General features: G+C 40.5%; 13 protein-coding genes and 1 riboswitch. Of the genes, 2 read left to right on the top strand and 11 right to left on the bottom strand.

What is annotated here, in order from left to right; translation table 11 throughout:
- Nucleotides 1-8 precede the first annotated feature (8 nt).
- Nucleotides 9-1,538, top strand: a complete 1,530-nt coding sequence (ahpF, locus tag SB24_RS10275) for an alkyl hydroperoxide reductase subunit F (protein WP_007614902.1) — start codon at nucleotides 9-11, stop codon at nucleotides 1,536-1,538.
- A 44-nt stretch (nucleotides 1,539-1,582) separates the two neighbouring features.
- Here the strand turns inward: ahpF and SB24_RS10270 are convergent, their stop codons facing one another.
- A complete protein-coding gene (locus tag SB24_RS10270; protein ID WP_039253237.1) occupies nucleotides 1,583-2,815 on the bottom strand; it encodes a Fic family protein in 1,233 nt (410 codons plus the stop codon).
- A 140-nt stretch (nucleotides 2,816-2,955) separates the two neighbouring features.
- Nucleotides 2,956-4,302: an amino acid permease gene (locus SB24_RS10265; RefSeq protein WP_007614904.1), complete on the bottom strand. Its 1,347-nt coding sequence runs from the start codon at nucleotides 4,300-4,302 to the stop codon at nucleotides 2,956-2,958.
- 145 nt (nucleotides 4,303-4,447) lie between these two features.
- Nucleotides 4,448-4,528: riboswitch (glycine riboswitch) on the bottom strand.
- Between the two features lie 299 nt (nucleotides 4,529-4,827).
- Between SB24_RS10265 and fbp the strand changes: the two genes are divergently transcribed.
- The gene (gene fbp, locus SB24_RS10260; RefSeq protein WP_014419314.1) at nucleotides 4,828-6,753 is read left to right on the top strand and encodes a fructose-1,6-bisphosphatase; all 1,926 of its coding nucleotides are present in this window, start codon (nucleotides 4,828-4,830) and stop codon (nucleotides 6,751-6,753) included.
- Nucleotides 6,754-6,792: 39 nt separating this feature from the next.
- On the opposite strand, the gene SB24_RS10255 is transcribed toward fbp, so the two are convergent.
- From SB24_RS10255 to rlmH, 9 genes are all read right to left on the bottom strand, one after another.
- Complete coding sequence (locus SB24_RS10255) at nucleotides 6,793-7,251, bottom strand: (2Fe-2S)-binding protein (RefSeq protein WP_039253231.1); 459 nt, start codon at nucleotides 7,249-7,251, stop codon at nucleotides 6,793-6,795.
- A complete protein-coding gene (locus SB24_RS10250; RefSeq protein ID WP_039253227.1) occupies nucleotides 7,244-8,086 on the bottom strand; it encodes an FAD binding domain-containing protein in 843 nt (280 codons plus the stop codon). The genes SB24_RS10255 and SB24_RS10250 overlap by 8 nt, the downstream gene beginning before the upstream one ends.
- A complete protein-coding gene (locus SB24_RS10245; RefSeq protein ID WP_039253224.1) occupies nucleotides 8,073-10,403 on the bottom strand; it encodes a xanthine dehydrogenase family protein molybdopterin-binding subunit in 2,331 nt (776 codons plus the stop codon). Before SB24_RS10245 ends, SB24_RS10250 begins: the two co-directional genes overlap by 14 nt.
- Before the next feature lie 5 nt (nucleotides 10,404-10,408).
- Nucleotides 10,409-11,029: an NTP transferase domain-containing protein gene (locus SB24_RS10240; RefSeq protein ID WP_039063855.1), complete on the bottom strand. Its 621-nt coding sequence runs from the start codon at nucleotides 11,027-11,029 to the stop codon at nucleotides 10,409-10,411.
- Entirely contained in the window at nucleotides 11,026-12,042 is a 1,017-nt protein-coding gene (locus SB24_RS10235) for an XdhC family protein (RefSeq protein WP_039063856.1), read from the bottom strand. Before SB24_RS10235 ends, SB24_RS10240 begins: the two co-directional genes overlap by 4 nt.
- Before the next feature lie 68 nt (nucleotides 12,043-12,110).
- Nucleotides 12,111-13,127 (bottom strand): FUSC family protein, encoded by a 1,017-nt coding sequence (locus SB24_RS10230; protein WP_039253220.1) that lies wholly within the window; start codon nucleotides 13,125-13,127, stop codon nucleotides 12,111-12,113.
- Nucleotides 13,128-13,807: 680 nt separating this feature from the next.
- Entirely contained in the window at nucleotides 13,808-15,898 is a 2,091-nt protein-coding gene (locus SB24_RS10225) for an RNA-directed DNA polymerase (protein ID WP_039253217.1), read from the bottom strand.
- Nucleotides 15,899-16,007: 109 nt separating this feature from the next.
- Nucleotides 16,008-17,264, bottom strand: a complete 1,257-nt coding sequence (locus SB24_RS10220; RefSeq protein ID WP_039253214.1) for a reverse transcriptase domain-containing protein — start codon at nucleotides 17,262-17,264, stop codon at nucleotides 16,008-16,010.
- 41 nt (nucleotides 17,265-17,305) lie between these two features.
- Nucleotides 17,306-17,785: a 23S rRNA (pseudouridine(1915)-N(3))-methyltransferase RlmH gene (gene rlmH, locus SB24_RS10215; protein WP_013354196.1), complete on the bottom strand. Its 480-nt coding sequence runs from the start codon at nucleotides 17,783-17,785 to the stop codon at nucleotides 17,306-17,308.
- Between the last annotated feature and the right edge of the window lie 39 nt (nucleotides 17,786-17,824).

Below are 17,824 nucleotides of genomic sequence, written 5' to 3'. Positions count from 1 at the left end.
GCATTCCATTGGTACTTGATGCAAATATCAAAGCACAATTAAATCAATACATGCAGCTAATTGAGAACGACATTGTTCTCAAAGTAAGCGCCGGTGACGATGACACTTCTAAGGACATGCTGGCTCTCGTTGACGAGCTGGCTTCCATGTCATCTAAAATTTCAGTTGAAAAAACTGAATTAAACAGAACACCGAGCTTCAGCGTTAATCGTACCGGAGAAGACACAGGCGTTACATTCGCCGGTGTTCCTCTCGGCCACGAATTTACATCATTAGTGCTGGCATTGCTTCAAGTCAGCGGCAGAGCGCCTAAGGCTGATCAAAAGGTCATTGACCAGATTAAGAACATCAGCGGAGAATACCGCTTCGAGTCTTATATCAGCCTGACGTGCCACAACTGCCCTGATGTCGTCCAAGCATTAAACATGATGAGCGTGCTCAACCCGAATATCACTCATACAATGATTGACGGCGCGGCATTCAAAGAAGAAGTGGAAAGCAAAAACATCATGGCTGTTCCGACTGTATTCTTAAACGGTGAATCTTTCGGAAGCGGCCGTATGACCATCGAAGAGATTCTCGCAAAAATGGGCAGCGGCGCAGATGCGTCTGAGTTTGCCGACAAAGAGCCGTTTGACGTTCTTGTTGTCGGCGGCGGACCTGCCGGCGCAAGCGCGGCGATCTACACGGCGCGTAAAGGCATCCGCACCGGTGTCGTCGCTGAACGCTTCGGCGGCCAGGTACTCGACACCATGAGCATCGAAAACTTCATCAGCGTTAAAGCGACTGAAGGACCGAAGCTCGCTGCAAGCCTTGAAGAGCACGTGAAAGATTATGATATTGACGTCATGAACCTTCAGCGCGCGAAACGCCTTGAGAAAAAAGACCTCTTTGAACTTGAACTCGAAAACGGCGCTGTACTGAAAAGTAAAACAGTGATCCTTTCAACAGGTGCCCGCTGGCGCAATGTCAACGTACCTGGTGAGCAAGAGTTCAAAAACAAAGGTGTTGCATACTGCCCGCACTGTGACGGACCATTGTTTGAAGGCAAAGACGTAGCCGTTATCGGCGGCGGAAACTCCGGAATCGAAGCGGCGATTGACCTTGCAGGTATCGTCAATCACGTGACTGTGCTGGAATTCGCGCCTGAACTGAAAGCAGACGAAGTCCTGCAAAAACGTCTTTACAGCCTGCCAAACGTCACTGTGCACAAAAATGCACAAACGAAAGAAATCACAGGCGACCAAAACGTAAACGGCATTACGTTCGTTGACCGTGAAACAGGCGAAGAAAAACACGTTGAACTCCAAGGTGTATTCGTCCAAATCGGCCTCGTGCCTAATACAGAATGGTTAGACGAAACGGTCGAACGCAACCGCATCGGCGAAATCATCGTCGATAAGAGCGGCGCGACAAGCGTTCCCGGCCTATTTGCCGCAGGGGACTGCACAGACGGCCCGTACAACCAAATCATTATCTCCATGGGATCAGGTGCAACTGCCGCTTTAGGCGCATTTGATTATTTGATCCGGAATTAATGTGAAAGCCGCCATATGAATGGCGGCTTTTTTAAATATACTAATTAAGAAGGCAGTATTTCCTCTAAACAATCCTCGCTGATTTTATAACATTTTGGCCTTCTGCTTACCAGCTCAACAAATCCTTGCTGTTCTAAATAATCCATTACTCTGTTAATTTTATGTCTCGATTTATTTGAGAGCTCCATTAAATCTTGCACCGACAGCGTAACCTGATCATTTACAAATACATTAATCGTGATAATGATATTAAAAATATCACGTTCATCTTTATAATCAGCCCATTGATCGCTATCAATATAGTTCCTAATTCGTTTCAGTTTCATTAAATTAAATTCAAGATCCTCAATAATTCCTTTTTGTCCTGACAGAAGCAATTCCAGCATATCCATTAAATAAAAAGTCAGCTCTCCCCGGTTTAAAGGTGCGGGAATTTCCTCTAATGCCTTATAATACTTATCTTTGTTCTTATTAACTGCGTAAGAAAAAGTGATGGCTGAATATTTTTCTAAGTATCGGGACAAATAACTCCCAACGATAAGGCGTCCTGTTCTTCCATTGCCGTCATAAAAAGGATGAATGTATTCATAGTAGTAATGAGCTGTCATGTAACGATACAGCTGGGGATGTGTTTCATCATGAAGATAAGCAATTAAAGCCTCAAGCGCTTCTGTTATCTTTTGTTCAGAATTAACGCCGATATGGGTGGTCATGTTCCCATCGTTCACTTCAACATAGCCTTTTCTGAATAGCTCACCATCCGGCGCATCTTCTGTTCCGATTTCATCTGCGACCAGCTCGTCATATAATTCCCTAAAGTCATGAATGCTTGTAAACGACGGAATTCGGTCTATAAATTGATATGTTTTCATCAACCCGACAAACCGCTTATGTGAGGGCTCGGATTGTTCTAACGCTTTAAGAGCCTCTTTCAATTCTTTTTTTGTACTGCGGATTCCTTCAATTTCATTATTACTCTGTGCTTCATTAATAATTAATTTATCAAAATAAGGTTTGACAGCAAATTCAGGGAGCTGACTGATAAGGGATGAAATTTTGGAACTGTTTAACAACACTTCATTATTCAGCTTCATGAGTTTATGTGTATTCACATAAAATAGCTCAAATGAATCGTCCGTGGATCGGCCTTTTCGGAACCCCCGTATGTTTAATGATGTTGAATAACTGCCATAGCTGCTTGTTCTCTTTTTAAATTCTTTTTCATATGAATCAGCATCCGTTTTATAAAAAAGCTTAGATAACTTCTCATACTTCATATTATCACCTCGCTTAATTTAAAATTATACACTTTTTTTAAATTATACAATCATTATAGCCTGATTTCTAACAAATATTCTCGCTTTCCAATCAAAACAAAAAACGGCATACTGCATGGCAGTACACCGTCTGAAGCAATTCAATCTGTCTTTCTCCCTCTCGCCCGATAGATAAGAAATAATCCAATAAACCACAGCGGCGTCAGCAGCAAAGCCGGGCGCGTTGCATCCGCAAACAGCATAATCACCAGAATGACGGCAAACAACGCCAGCACGGCGTAATTGATAAACGGCGCAAACGGCGCCTTGAAAGACGAGCTTGCATGTAAGTCCGGACGGGTTTTCCTGTATCTGATATGACAGACCAGAATCACGCCCCACACCCAAATGAAACAAATCGCGCTGATGGTTGTCACGATGCCAAAAGCCGCTTCCGGTATCAATTTGCTTAAAAGAGCGCCAGCTGACAGCACAATAACCGATATCCATAATGCGCGGCTCGGCACATGATTTTTATTCAGCTTCGCAAAACTTGCAGGCGCTTGTTTCGTTTTGCTTAAGTTATACAAAATCCGGCTTGTTGAAAACATCCCGCTGTTACAAGCAGAAGCGGCAGACGTTAATACGACAAAATTAATGATTCCCGCGGCTAACGGGATGCCGACCAGGCTGAAGGTCTTTACAAAAGGACTTTCCGCCGCATTCAGCTGCATCCACGGATTAATACATAAAAGAATGAGCAATGCCCCGACGTAGAAAAATAAAATCCGCAATGGAATTTTATTGATAGCGGACGGAATATTTTTTTTCGGATTTGACGTTTCCGCCGCCGACACACCCACTAATTCCACACCGACATAGGCGAAGATCACCATCTGGAACGAAAGCAAAAAGCCTGAAAATCCGTTCGGAAACAAGCCGCCGTGCTCCCACAGATTCGCCGCTGAAACCGTTCCGGTATGCGTTTTGAACCCAATCACCAGCAGAACCACACCGATGACAATTAACGCGAGAATCGTGACTACCTTAATTAAGGCGAACCAAAACTCCAATTCTCCAAAAATCTTAACCGTTAACAGATTAAGCCCTAATAAAATGAGCAAACAGATAAGTGCCGGAATCCACTGCGGAATATCAAACCAATATTTCACATACACACCGACGGCGATCACATCCGCCATAGCCGTCATAATCCAGCAAAACCAATAGGTCCAGCCGGTGACAAACGCTGCACGCGGCCCTAAGTACGCCTCGGCAATATCCGTTAATGATTGGTATCCCGCTTTAGATAACAGCAGTTCTCCCAGCGCCCGCATGACGAAAAAAAGCGCAATACCTACAATAAAATACGCAAAGATGATAGAAGGACCCGCCAGCTGAATCGCCTTACCGGACCCTAAAAACAATCCGGTGCCGATCGTGCCGCCAATGGCGATCAGCTGCACGTGCCGATTCGATAAGTCCCTCTTTAGCTCTCGCTGCTCCACATCTGACTCCTCCTTACCTCTCTAGTGAACGACGAGCAAAAAAAGCCAATAAAAAAAGAGATTGGATGCCCTCCAATCTCATGGTCATAAGAATATCAAATTATATCTGCGCCGCTGAAAATCAACAGCATGACAAATACATATTCGGTACTCTTCTGTCCTTTTGCCTGAGATTGTGAACCCTTCGGCGCCGCGGAAAACCCGCGGTCTCTCCAGAAGCCGCTCCTGCTGTAGTTCGACCCACAGCAATCATAGCCTGCTACGTATTGAGTTTCTGATAGAAATACCTATCAGCTAACTTTTTATTTTAATGGAAGTTGAATGCATTGTCAATAGAGGGATGTGCTGCACGGCGTTATCCCGGTCCAATTTATGATGCCTGAAGCGCCGTATTTTCCGTTTTCATTGTCTCAAAAAGGCGTTATGCGGTACTATCATATAAGGTCTAATCATTTAAACATTATGTCATACTTTAAATTCACTTTATCATACAATTGCTCGTAAATAAAAAGGGGATGGACGAGGTTGGAAACGAAATATTTAGATCTGCTCGCACAAAAATACGATTGTGAAGAAAAAGTGGTCACGGAAATCATTAATCTGAAAGCGATACTGAACCTGCCGAAAGGAACCGAGCATTTCGTCAGTGATCTGCACGGGGAGTATCAGGCATTCCAGCACGTGCTGCGGAACGGTTCAGGAAGGGTTAAAGAGAAGATTCGCGATATTTTCAGCGGCGTCATTTACGATAGAGAAATTGATGAACTGGCGGCTTTGGTCTATTATCCGGAAGACAAACTGAAGCTGATCAAACATGACTTTGATACGAAAGAGGCATTAAACGAGTGGTATAAAGAAACGATTCACCGGATGATTAAGCTCGTTTCTTATTGTTCTTCCAAGTACACCCGCTCCAAATTGCGCAAAGCACTGCCCGCCCAATTTGCTTATATTTCTGAAGAGCTGCTGTACAAAACAGAACAAGCCGCCAACAAAGAACAATACTACTCCGAAATCATAGAACAGATCATTGCGCTCGGCCAGGCCGATAAGCTGATCACCGGCCTTGCCTACAGCACGCAGCGTTTGGTGGTCGACCATCTGCATGTTGTCGGCGATATTTATGACCGCGGACCGCAGCCGGATAAGATCATGGAAGAACTGATCAACTATCATTCAGTGGATATTCAATGGGGGAATCATGATGTTCTCTGGATAGGCGCTTATTCCGGCTCAAAAGTATGCCTGGCAAACATTATCCGCATCTGTGCCCGCTATGACAATCTGGATATTATTGAAGACGTTTACGGCATCAATCTGAGACCGCTATTGAACCTTGCCGAAAAATATTACGATGATAACCCGTCTTTCCGCCCGAAAGCGGACGAAAACAGACCGGAAGATGAGATTAAACAAATCACAAAAATTCATCAGGCGATCGCGATGATCCAATTCAAGCTTGAGAGCCCGATTATTAAGAGACGGCCGAACTTTAATATGGAGGAACGGCTGTTACTGGAAAAGATCGATTATGACCGCAATGAAATCACGCTGAACGGAAAAACATATCAACTGGAAAACACCTGCTTTGCGACGGTGAATCCCAAACAGCCTGATGAGCTGTTAGAAGAAGAAGCAGAAGTCATGGACAAGCTGCTGTTCTCTGTTCAGAACTCCGAAAAGCTGGGCCGCCATATGAATTTTATGATGAAAAAAGGCAGCCTTTATTTAAAATATAACGGCAACCTGCTGATTCACGGCTGTATTCCCGTCGATGAAAACGGCAGCATGGAAACGATGATGATAGAGGATAAAGCTTATGCAGGCCGTGAGCTGCTAGATGTTTTTGAACGGTTCTTACGGGAAGCGTTTGCCCATCCGGAAGAAACCGATGATCTGGCGACAGATATGACTTGGTACTTATGGACAGGCGAATACTCTTCCCTCTTCGGAAAACGCGCCATGACAACCTTTGAGCGGTATTTCATTAAAGAGAAGGAAACCCATAAAGAAAAGAAAAACCCGTATTACTATTTGCGTGAAGACGAAGCAGCCTGCCGAAACATCCTGAAGGAATTCGGCCTCAACCCGGACCACGGCCATATCATCAACGGCCATACACCGGTAAAAGAAATCGAAGGCGAAGATCCGATCAAGGCAAACGGAAAAATGATCGTCATCGACGGCGGCTTCTCCAAAGCCTACCAATCCACAACAGGCATCGCCGGCTACACGCTCTTATACAACTCCTACGGCATGCAGCTCGTCGCCCATAAACACTTTAACTCCAAGGCCGAAGTGCTGAGCACCGGAACCGACGTCTTAACAGTGAAACGATTAGTCGACAAAGAGCTGGAGCGGAAGAAAGTGAAAGAAACAAACGTCGGTGAAGAACTGATGAAAGAAGTGGCGATTTTGGAGAAACTGCGGGAGTATCGGTATATGAAGTGAAGAATATGGAGTTCAGGGATGATTCTCTGGGCTCTTTTTTTACGGTTTCCCTGTATGTAAAACGGATTTAACCGCTTCTTCAATCTCCCTATAACCCGTACATCTGCAAATATTGGACTCCAGCCAATTTTTTATCGTGTCATCACTTGCATTCGGCTCAGTATTCACTAAAGCATGACAATTCATGAGAAAACCCGGTGTGCAATAACCGCATTGAAACGCGAATTTTTCAATAAAAGCCTTTTGAATCGGCGTATTGATCAGTCCTTCAATTGTCGTAATGTCCTTTCCTTCCCCTTCTGCCGCAAGCATTAAGCAAGATTTCATCGGCACCCCGTCCGTTAATACCGTACAGGCGCCGCAATCCCCATTTAAGCAGCCCGGTTTTGCACCAGTTAATCCGAGACGAAGACGAAGAGCAAATAACAAAGTATCAGCCGGCCTGACCGTAATCTGTCTTTCCTCGCCATTTACTTTCAACGTAATACGATCAGACATTTGGACCTCCTTCTAATTCCCGTAGGGCATCTAAAATTGTATTTTGCAAGACAAACATTCGGTATTCACTTGAGCCTTCTGCGTCATCAAGAACGGGTTTGGGTACATACTGTAAAGACCTGCTTACTCTTTCTTCTGCTGATCGGCTTTTATCGTTAAGCACAGCCTCCATTTCAGCAGAACGAAACGGAAATGGACATACGCCGCTGAAGGCCATTCTGATCTCATCATCTTTTTTCAGCGCACAGACCGTCACCAATGGATACCCGACATTCCACTGCTGTCTTCTTTTGATACTGACAAATGGCAGGTCAACGTACGCTCGATCGACAACGACATGAAATAAAAAATCACCTTTTTGCAACTGTATTTCCTTGTTAAATACTTTATTTATGGGACGGTAATGAATCCCCGCTCTCCCTGCAATCCCTATCAAACTATCGGAAATTAACAACGGCAGCACGGCCTCACGGTAATAGATGCCCCCGCAAATGTTTCCGCCCAGGCTGATCTTATTTCGAGTCGTCCGATCGGCTATTTCACTGACTGTTTTACTTAATAGCGGAAATGGATTTTCTTCCTCCAGTTTCGTTAATGACACGCCCGCTCCAATCACCAGATCATTTTCATAAAAGCGGATGGTTTGAAATTCCGGAAGCGCGTTCATATCTATCACCGCATCCGTATAGATGATATTCAGCCTTCCTAACGTGATAATTTCCGTGCCGCCGGAATAATACATTGGTGTTTTCTTTTCGGCCGCAAGCGAGTGAAATAGATTGATTGTTTCTTGAATGGTCTTCGGTTTAAAATAATCAAAATCAAACGGTATCATCTTTCCACCCCTCTTGCGTCCTCCATAATCGTTCGGGAATGAGAGGAAGTTGATTCAATTGGACACCTAAAGCGGCGGAAAGGCAATTTCCCAATGCTGCCGGCATCCCCAACAGTCCGTGTTCCCCGCCGCCGCGCGCTCCATAAGGGGCAATCACATGCGGGGTTTCAACAAATTCAATGATATATTCAGGCTGCTCTCCATAGTGAAGGGGGCGGTATGTTCTAAGCTGAGGATTTAATACTCTGCCATATGAATCAAATACAAAGGTTTCTCTTCCTCCAAATGCGATTCCCATACTCATCCCCCCCATTACTTGACCCCTAGCAGCTTTTTCATTCAGTACAGTTCCTATATCCACAACAGAATAGGCTTTTGTAATTCGATACGTATAATCCCGTTTATCCAACTCAACTTCAATTCCCTGAGCACCGACAGCCCACTCGGGTCCCGGCTTCCCCCTTCCCGTTTCCCGGTCTAAATTCGTCATCCGGGTTAATGTGTAATTGCCGCTCGCAATGATTTGGCCGCCAATGGTATTTCCATTTGGAAACGTATATCCGTAAGCAATGTCTTTTATTTCAACATGTACAGAAGGATGATCTATAAAATAAACCTTTCCGTCGGCCACTTCCAATTCCTCGACAGGAACCCGCAACACACATGATGCCACGTCTTTCAGCTTTCGAATGGCTTCCTCCGCTGCATTCAGTACGGCTCTTCCGGCCATTAACGTCCCTCTGCTCCCCACAGTTTTCCAATGCTCGGGTGTTGTTTGTGTATCTATAAGCATTTTCACGTGAATTTTGCTTATATCCATTTTCATTCGTTCCGCCAGGATTTGGGCTAGCACTGTTTTTGTCCCTGTTCCAATTTCCACTACCCCTGACATCAAATTAATGCTTCCATCGGGATTAAAGGTTAGAATCACCCCGGACGTTGCATTTGTATCAAATGTTGAGGTTTTCCAAATGCAGCTGATTCCCTTCGCCCGTATCTTCCGGCCATCGATTTCAATTCGCTGTCCCTCGTCCCAATTCATTAATTCCTTTAATCTTTCAATGCATTTCGGCACATTTCCGACCGTGCTTGAATTGAGAAGAACTTGAGTCGGTGTGGTGTCACCGGGGCGAATGGCATTTTTATAGCGGAGTTCTAATGGGTCCATGTTCAGCTTTTCCGCCAATACATCCATCGTCCGCTCAAAGGCAAATAACACTTCAGCATGGCTGTAGCCCCTGAATGCACTTGGATATGGATGATTCGTATACATACAATATGAATCACACCGTATATGATCGATCGCGTACGGACCCGTACAATCAACCACCGCAGCCCGGCTGATGTCCACTCCTTTATCAGAATACGCTCCGCCATCAAATAAAAGCTGAATGTCCGCCGCCTTTAAGATTCCATCCTTTGCAGCCCCTAATTTGACAATGGCATCCAACCCGATATGAACGGGCGATGTGATCAGATCCTCTTCTCTCGTATTAAACAATTTGACGGGCCGGCCTCCGACTGCTTTTGATGCCAAATAGGCAATCACCTCTAACTGAACAGCTGCTTTTCCCCCGTACGCTCCTCCTACTAAAGGCGTTTTGACGATCACCTTTCCGGGTTCGATTCCAAAATACCACTGCATTAATTTTTTAATGGCAAAAGGAGCTTGAGAGGATGTGGTAATGATAATCTCCTCATCCGCCCGAATTTCAACAATCGAGCATCTTGTTTCCATCGCAGCGTGATCAGAAGGGTTAAAGGAAATCTGGAATTCTGCTGTCACATCACTTTCCCTAAACCCGTCTTCAATATTTCCTTTTCTAACCTTATCCACGTTTGCGATATTGGTCTTCGGAACCGGGAATACACCTTTTGTCTTCTCATAGCGGTCCGCATGTTCATGGACGAGCGGCGCATCCTTTTGAAAGGCCTCACGGGGGGAATTGACGACGGGAAGAGGTTTATAGGATACTTTGATGGCATCCGCTGCCTTTTTAGCTGTAATCGGATTTTCCGCTACAACAACAGCAACCGGCTCACCATGGTATCTGACCCTTTTATAAGCAATCGGCGATCTGTCTTTAATTTCTTCACCTGCAAGCGGAAAAGGTTCATCACCCAATATCGCTCTCACGCCGGGAATCTTCCAAGCTTCTGAAAAGTCCATAGACACAATATCGGCATGAGCATATGGACTGGTCAGCATTTTTGCGTGTAATGTGCCTGTTTCTTGAAAATCATCCGTATATTTCGCTTTACCCGTCACTTTTTCAAGGGCCTCTTTTCGAATGACACTCTTCCCGATATACTCCAACTCATTCACTCCCCGAATTTATTCAGCAGCAGCGTATAATCTTCAACTGTATCGACGTCATAAAAAAGCAAAGGGTCTTGAAAGCTGATCATTTTTCCCGTATTGATCATACTTTCACGGATGACGTGCCGGGCGCCCTGATCTCCCTTTAACTGATGCAATACCGGAAAACATTGATTTGAGAATAAAATGGGGGGCATAGGAAGATGATGATTTTCAGCGGCGATAAATGAATAACGGCGCTCCTTTTGATAGGAATCAATTAATGTATTGATGATATCTGAGGTGACAAACGGCTGATCTGCAAGGAGAATGATAACAGCGTCAGCCTCGTACTCTGCCGCTTTTTGTAAACCGCATTGTATAGAATGGCCTTGGCCCTTACCCGCTTGCTCACATTCTGCCTGACTCCACTTATTTGATATGGGATCTAAAAAGAAAAAATCCGAAAGCCAATGCAGTGGATCTCCCTTTCCCGTTATAACGAAAATATGATCTAATTCAGATAACAAGGCATTTTTAAGAGCCATACTTCCAAGGGAAACTCCATTGAGAACTAAACTTCGCTTATCCGTCCCCATGCGTCTGCTTGTACCGGCTGCCAGGTAAATGGCTGCTGTTTTCATAAGAGAGACCTTTGCTTTCGCATTTCTTTAATCATCTCGCCAACAATGCTTACAGCAATCTCTTCAGGGCCCTGTGCCCCGATGGGAAGTCCGATAGGGGAATGAATATCTTCCGGAATCTCAGCTCCGCATAATAGCCGTTCAGTGCGCCTTCTAGGGCCTAATACACCTTTATAAAACACATTCTCGTTTTTTAATGTACGTAAAATGATCTGATCTTTTTGAAAGCTGTGCGTCATAATGACAACAAAATCCCTTTTTGTCATGCTCAGGCCTTCCATGACTTCTTCCGGTGCTCCTGTTATCAAATGGCCGGCTTCAGGAAAATGGCCGTGATGACATAAAGCGGGACGCCAGTCAATCACCGTCACATGAAAGCCAGTGCCAGCTGCCAACGAAACTAACGGCTTCGCATCTTCCCCTGCTCCGAAGACATATAAACAAGGTTTTGGCACCATCTGATGGATAAAAAATAAATCAGAGGTATGTTCATCCCTCTTGATTCCCTTTTCCGTCTGTCTCAGTTTTTGAATACAGCCTTGTTCCATAACATCCCCGGTTCCAAACACTCTGCCGTCTTCCACTATGTACAGATCTTCCTTCGGCTCTAACGTTTTAGTGAATCGTTTCACTCGGGTCACAGACTTTTTTCCATCTAAGCATGTCTTGACTGTCATCAGATGTCGTTCCAATTCCCCTTTTACAGGCTCAAGTAAAACCGTCAAAACACCATTACAGCCAATGCCCTGCCCCCAGGATAAATCATCCTCCGCACTCATATCAAAGCGGACAATCAACGGCTCTCCTGCAGCCCAGACCTGTTCTGACCGTTCAACGAGGTCTTCTTCCAGACAACCGGCGGATAACATTCCGACTCTTGTTTTGTCCCCTAAAATCAGCATGGAGGCCCCTTCTTTCTTATAAGCGGACCCCTCTGTTTTAATAATGGTAGCCAGTACCTTAGCTTTTTTAGAAGTGGCGATGACATCCAAAATCCGGTGTATATCATCCATTTCATGTCCCCCGTTTTACCTGATCATATCTGCATCTGTATATCCGTATTCTTTAATTCCAGAAAACATTACAAACGCTTCAGCAATTTCTTCGTTTCTAAAAAAAAAGAGTCTTTATAGACCTTATGACCGGGCGGCGGGTGCGACAGTATGTCGGAACGGAGAGATTCCAATAACATGTCCTGTTCCTTCTGTTTCCAATTGTCTGTTTCACCCTGCTGTATGCCTTTAAAACCCGCAAAGTATTCACTTAACACTTGTAAATCATTCCCCAGCTCTATTTTGTCACTTGAAGATAACTCCCCCTCTTTTTCCCATTCTTTTAACGTTTTCACTATATTTGATAAATACTCAAATCCGGCGTTCAACTTTTGCATCTCAATTTGATAGCTTGAAATGATGATTTTATGTTTTTTTCTGACGGGGTTGAATTTTAAACTGTCAGAGGCTGTTTGCAGCATCTCTTTTGTCATATGCAGCTCTTGCAGAAGATTGTTCATTCTATACGCCATAAGGTTCCCTTTTCCTTGCCCCCACTCTGATTGCACCCATTTGGAAAGGTCTGAAAGTGTGCCGGAAAGCTGACGAGCCAATGTTTGAAAAGAGTCCGCTGCCTTTTTTGTGTAGTCCGGCGGAAAAAGGAACATGTGAACCAGAATGGCAATGATGACGCCGATCACCGTATCGATGATTCGGTCGAATGCATAATCTTTAGCGTTTCGTTCAAAGGTAAATACCAATAAAATGGTGAGCGCTACCTGATGTAAAACCGTTACATCTATTCGCAACCACTTCGCAATGTAAGTACCGCCTAACAGGAACAGCCCCAGCATCCAGCCATTCATTGGCAAGTGTCTGACAAGATAGGACGTTAGCATGATCCCAATCGCAGTTCCCGCAATACGATGAAAAGAAAAGCGAATTGACTGATCTATCGTTGGCTGCAAACATAAGATAACAGAAAGAGGCGCTAAATAGGGGTGATCAGAGCCAACTAGTTTTGCCGCTTCCCACGAAACAGCAGATGCAATCGCCATCTTCCAAACCAAAGATGTTTTGTTTTGAATTTTTTCACTTTTCATCATACGCCCCCTCCTTTCAGAAACCTTTTCCACTAGGTTTCCGTGACGCAAAGGGATTTATACTGTCGTGTGGAAAAAGAGAAAAAAGCTGTGATTCAAGGGGGGAATTCTTGAATGACAGCTTCTTTTTAGGGAATGAGCAACCATTAGCAAAAGATATTGACCACTCTTTGCAGTAAAGGCACTTTAAGGAACATGAGGTGGAAGGTTTGAACTCCACTTTTCCCAAAATGCTTCTCTTTTAAAATTGTCTCCCTAAAAATTAGTTCGGCTTTCTTTTAGTCAATCCCCTATTTCCCTAGTTCTTCCCATTAGACTCTTGGTAACTATCGACACTTTTAAACTGGGCACCGGAACTTAACAGTGAAACGATTAGTCAACAAAGACTAGAGCGGAAGTAAAAGAAATAACCCTCGGTGAAGACCTGATATAAGAAGTTTCTATTTTGGAGAGGCTGCGTGATATTAATATATGAAGTGAGAAAATGAGTGACACGCTTCCATGAAGCACTTCTTATCCGGATTAAACAACACTCTCAGTGAGATATCACCGAACTCGTTGACACTATTGTAACCAAAACCAACTTCAGATCTGTAAAACAAACACAGCCTGGATTCAATGAAAAAAAGACCAAGATAGTTCTTGGTCTTATCGAAGATATCTCCAGAGTAAAGTGTTAGCCCCTATCTCGAAATATTTATTGGATCTATAATATCTGGATTAAAAACTGTTCTATCCTTTGTATAAAAATAAAATTTTTTATGATAAATTTCTTTTGTGAAACTCCATTCTATAAAATGATTTTTTGATTCTAACAAATAGTCTAGTATTAAACATTTAGCCAATTCACTAGGTGTATACTCCAACTTATCTTTAGCCTTACAATTTCTTGACGTACACTCCGACTTATCTTTAACCTCACAATTACTTGACGTACACTCTAACTTATCTTTAACCTCACAAATTTTCTTTTTTATAAAATTTTTATTATTTTTGCTTAATTTCGGATAACTATAAAAAATAAATACCCACCAAGAAAATTCATCTTGAAAAAAATCTTCCCAATTTAACTGTTCAAGTTTTCTTTTTACTATTTGATTTAAATTTCGTACAAAATTCGATAACTCAATATAATTTGTTTCGTAAAACAAACATACTGAAGCAATATGTACTGGATTTTCTTCACTTAATATCTTATTTGTTATCTGTTTTAACAAACTATTAGATATATCTATTTTATAACTCGATATAAACAGCAACAGATCTATCCAATCGCCTGTATAATTATTAAATATATTATTTTTAAAGCTTTCGATACAGTCTTCAATTGAATGCTTTATATTTTCCTTAGTCTTAAATAACAATGTGAAAATCCTTATTACTTTTTGAGTAGAAACATATGAAACCTTTTTTGAATATATGAAAAATACCAACCTAACAAGATCATTCTCTTCCATATTTATATGAAGGGCATCACTTTTATCTTCTTCTATCTTTTTTAAAATTACACTTAAAATATAAGAACAAATAAAAGAATTTTCATTTGTTTTTTTAATAAGACTATTAATGTTATTTCTTAGTTCAACATATCTGATTTTATTTGTTTTTATTTGTTCAAAATTATTTATTGTATTTAACTTTTCAGTGGTCGTTGCAGCTTCAAGATATCCAACTTTAATCTCCTCATTTAGTTCAAAAAGCTGATTATAATCTTTTAAAGGTTTCTTTACATATATAAACGCTTTATCGATTAAATTTAATATGTGTGGAAGCTCAAGAATCCATTCATTAAGGTTATCTTCCTTATCGTATATATTGACCTTAGAAGTATTTACTTTAAGTTGGTATTTATTAAGGATAAATTCTAATTTATCTTTTATTATATTTAGTGTATTTTTATTATTAGATAAAACAAAGTAATCATCAACAAATCTGAATATTTCATAATCAAGTTCTTTTGTTATATTTTCTTCAGCTAACTTTTCTATTAATTGCTGATCAATATGTATCAATAAAAATTCTGCTAAGAACCTACTTAATTCTGGTCCGATAACTATACCGTTTGTTTTTGAGCCATTTAAATTCTGCAAAAATGCATCTATGTTCTTGTATATACTATTTGATCCTTTAAAGTTTTTAGAGTCATAGGTTTTATTAGAAATTAGCCATTTATAAGAGTGAGTATATATACTAGAAAAACAATTTTGTATATCAATAGTTAATAATAAATCATATTTATCTCTTGAATAAATAAACATGTTACTATTTAAAAGTTCAGTCATACTTTTAAAAGGGTAATGTTTAAAATACGTTCCTTTTGACTCCAAAGAAAGAAGTAACTGCTTTTTAGAATCGAGGTCATTTGTATAGAAAACTGTCTGATTATTATTTTTTTTATAAGTTAAGCTATTAACCCTTCTTGCTTTTCTAGTTGAAAAATCCACCTTATTGTGACTTATATTAATTAAGTCATCTTCAAATACATTAATAAAAGCCAGTGACTCAATAAGCCCGAGAGGATTTATTAAAGATAACTCTCTAAAGCCACCATTTGTTTTAGATATTTTAAATTTTAATGGTGATGAATGCCAAGTGGAATCAAAAAAAGTATCTATCTCCTTAGTTTTTTTTACAATTTTATTTAACTTATTCTTATTCTTTTGAAGATATTCATATAGAAATAAATGTGTAAAATGGTTTCCTTTTTCATAGGGGAGAAGTTCAGTAAGCAAAAAATCAATTGTTTGTCGATTAAACTTATTTTTAGATTTCATGTTTTGACTCCCATAATATTTTTTGGTATTCTTTTTATACACAATATCGAGAATATGCACTTAGCATATTCTTAAAAGAAACAGCGGAATTTCATTCCGCTGTTTCTATTTATTTTATCTTTACCAGTAATAACCTTGCTAATTCGTTATAGCTAAGACTTTCTATATTTTTTTCATTAAATTTGCTTAAATGATTTATTAAATCTTCCTTGTTAAGACCCAGTTTAGGGTGTATTAAAAAAGCTTTATTGTTTTTAAAACAAGAAATAAATTTATTGTTTTTTATTTGATTATTAATTTTAGGAGGTATTTCTATATTATTTTTTTTAAAACAATTTGTGATTTCCTCTTTAAATAATTTAAGAGTATCTCTTGTAATTTGCTTGTCAAAATTAGTTTTATGCATAAATCGTTTCAATTCTTTATAACTGTCACTTATCCCTCTTACTTGCCACCGGTAATTACCATCATTATTTCTATCTCCAAAAAAAACTATTCTTTTGAAGAACAACTCTAGCCTAAAACTTAATAATTCAATATTACCAGTTTGACCATATTCTAATATTATTGTATTAAGCTTACTAACGTGTTTTTTAAGTTTTTCCTCATCGATACCAATTTTATATTTACTTTTCCAAGATTGTCCTTTTTGAAAGCAATAGCCTAAATAACTGAATGCATAATTTGTATGGTTAGTAGAATGAAAGGCTGTTTTATCATCATTAAGCTCTAGTTTTTTCCCAAAATGCTTTTTCATTATTTTTAAAATGATTTTTTCTAAATCAGTTCTTTTACTTGTCTCATCTAAAATAATAATGCAATCATCCACATACCTTGAATAATATAATAAACCTCTATTTTTGAATTTAGATTTGACCTCTTGGTCAAATCTCATTCCACATATTTCTATAAGCGAGTTATGCAAACCTATTCCAGGTCTATAGCAATCTAATTCCTTCGTATATTTTTCAAAGAATCTGAGCTCTTTTAATCTTAGAGTAGTTGAACTAGATAATAACTTATAACTGTGAGCAGGAGACACATTATTAAAAAATTTTTTAAAGTCAAACTTGTAAATTGTATAGTATTTATAAAAATGTAAATACGGTAATAAATTCATTAATTCTGTCATTATATAAGATCTATTGGGGAATTTGATATTGTAATTAACGTTTAAGAGAATTTTGTAGTAATCTAACACTATTTGTTCTTCTAAAGAAATTGAGTATTTATCAATAACTTCTTTTCCCTTTACTTTTTTAAGTATAAAAGGTGTTATATGATCATAAGAGTTTATTATTTGTAAAATATAGGCCGGATCTTCACCGTAAATATTGGAAATTTCTTTGATTATTCTTTCTCTCATTATTTCTAACCTCTTTTTACATTTTTAATAAAAAAACTCACTCACTTATGATAAGGCTCCCCACGATTAATCCGAAACGCCCGATAAATCTGCTCAACTAGTATGAGGCGCATCAACTGATGAGGAAATGTCATTTTTGAGAATGACAGTTTGTCGTCTGCCCGTTTCATGACGGCGTCGCTTAGGCCGAGTGAGCCGCCGATGACGAAGGTGATTTTGCTTTTTCCATATGTCGCCAGCTTATCTATTGTATCGGCCAGTTCTTCGGATGTTTTCATTTTTCCTTCGATGGCAAGGGCGATGACATGGGTGTCCGGGCTGATTTTGGCCAGGATGCGTTCGCCTTCTTTGTCTTTGACGATTTTCATGTCTTGGTCGCTCAGGTTTTCCGGGGCTTTTTCGTCCGGGAGTTCAATGATGTCGATTTTTGCGTAGGCTGAGAGTCGTTTTTTGTATTCTTCAATGCCTTGCTTGAGGTATTTTTCTTTTAGTTTTCCGATGGTCACAATATTGATATTCACAGGTCATCCCCACTTTAGAAACAAGTTATTCATATATAT

Origin of the sequence: Bacillus sp. Pc3 (assembly GCF_000815145.1) — a bacterium.
In the GTDB taxonomy this organism is placed as follows: Bacteria; Bacillota; Bacilli; order Bacillales; family Bacillaceae; genus Bacillus; species Bacillus velezensis.
Note: the sequence above shows the minus strand (reverse complement) of the source record. Positions and strands in the feature narration are given on the sequence as shown.

Excerpts from the sequence above, each read along its gene's own strand:
- SB24_RS10235 (WP_039063856.1), bottom strand. The coding sequence starts at position 12,042 with ATGGATGATATACACCGGATTTTGGATGTCATCGCCACTTCTAAAAAA.
- SB24_RS10220 (WP_039253214.1), bottom strand. The coding sequence starts at position 17,264 with ATGAGAGAAAGAATAATCAAAGAAATTTCCAATATTTACGGTGAAGAT.
- SB24_RS10255 (WP_039253231.1), bottom strand. The coding sequence starts at position 7,251 with ATGTCTGATCGTATTACGTTGAAAGTAAATGGCGAGGAAAGACAGATT.
- SB24_RS10240 (WP_039063855.1), bottom strand. The coding sequence starts at position 11,029 with ATGAAAACAGCAGCCATTTACCTGGCAGCCGGTACAAGCAGACGCATG.
- SB24_RS10250 (WP_039253227.1), bottom strand. The coding sequence starts at position 8,086 with ATGATACCGTTTGATTTTGATTATTTTAAACCGAAGACCATTCAAGAA.
- SB24_RS10230 (WP_039253220.1), bottom strand. The coding sequence starts at position 13,127 with ATGATGAAAAGTGAAAAAATTCAAAACAAAACATCTTTGGTTTGGAAG.
- SB24_RS10270 (WP_039253237.1), bottom strand. The coding sequence starts at position 2,815 with ATGAAGTATGAGAAGTTATCTAAGCTTTTTTATAAAACGGATGCTGAT.
- SB24_RS10225 (WP_039253217.1), bottom strand. The coding sequence starts at position 15,898 with ATGAAATCTAAAAATAAGTTTAATCGACAAACAATTGATTTTTTGCTT.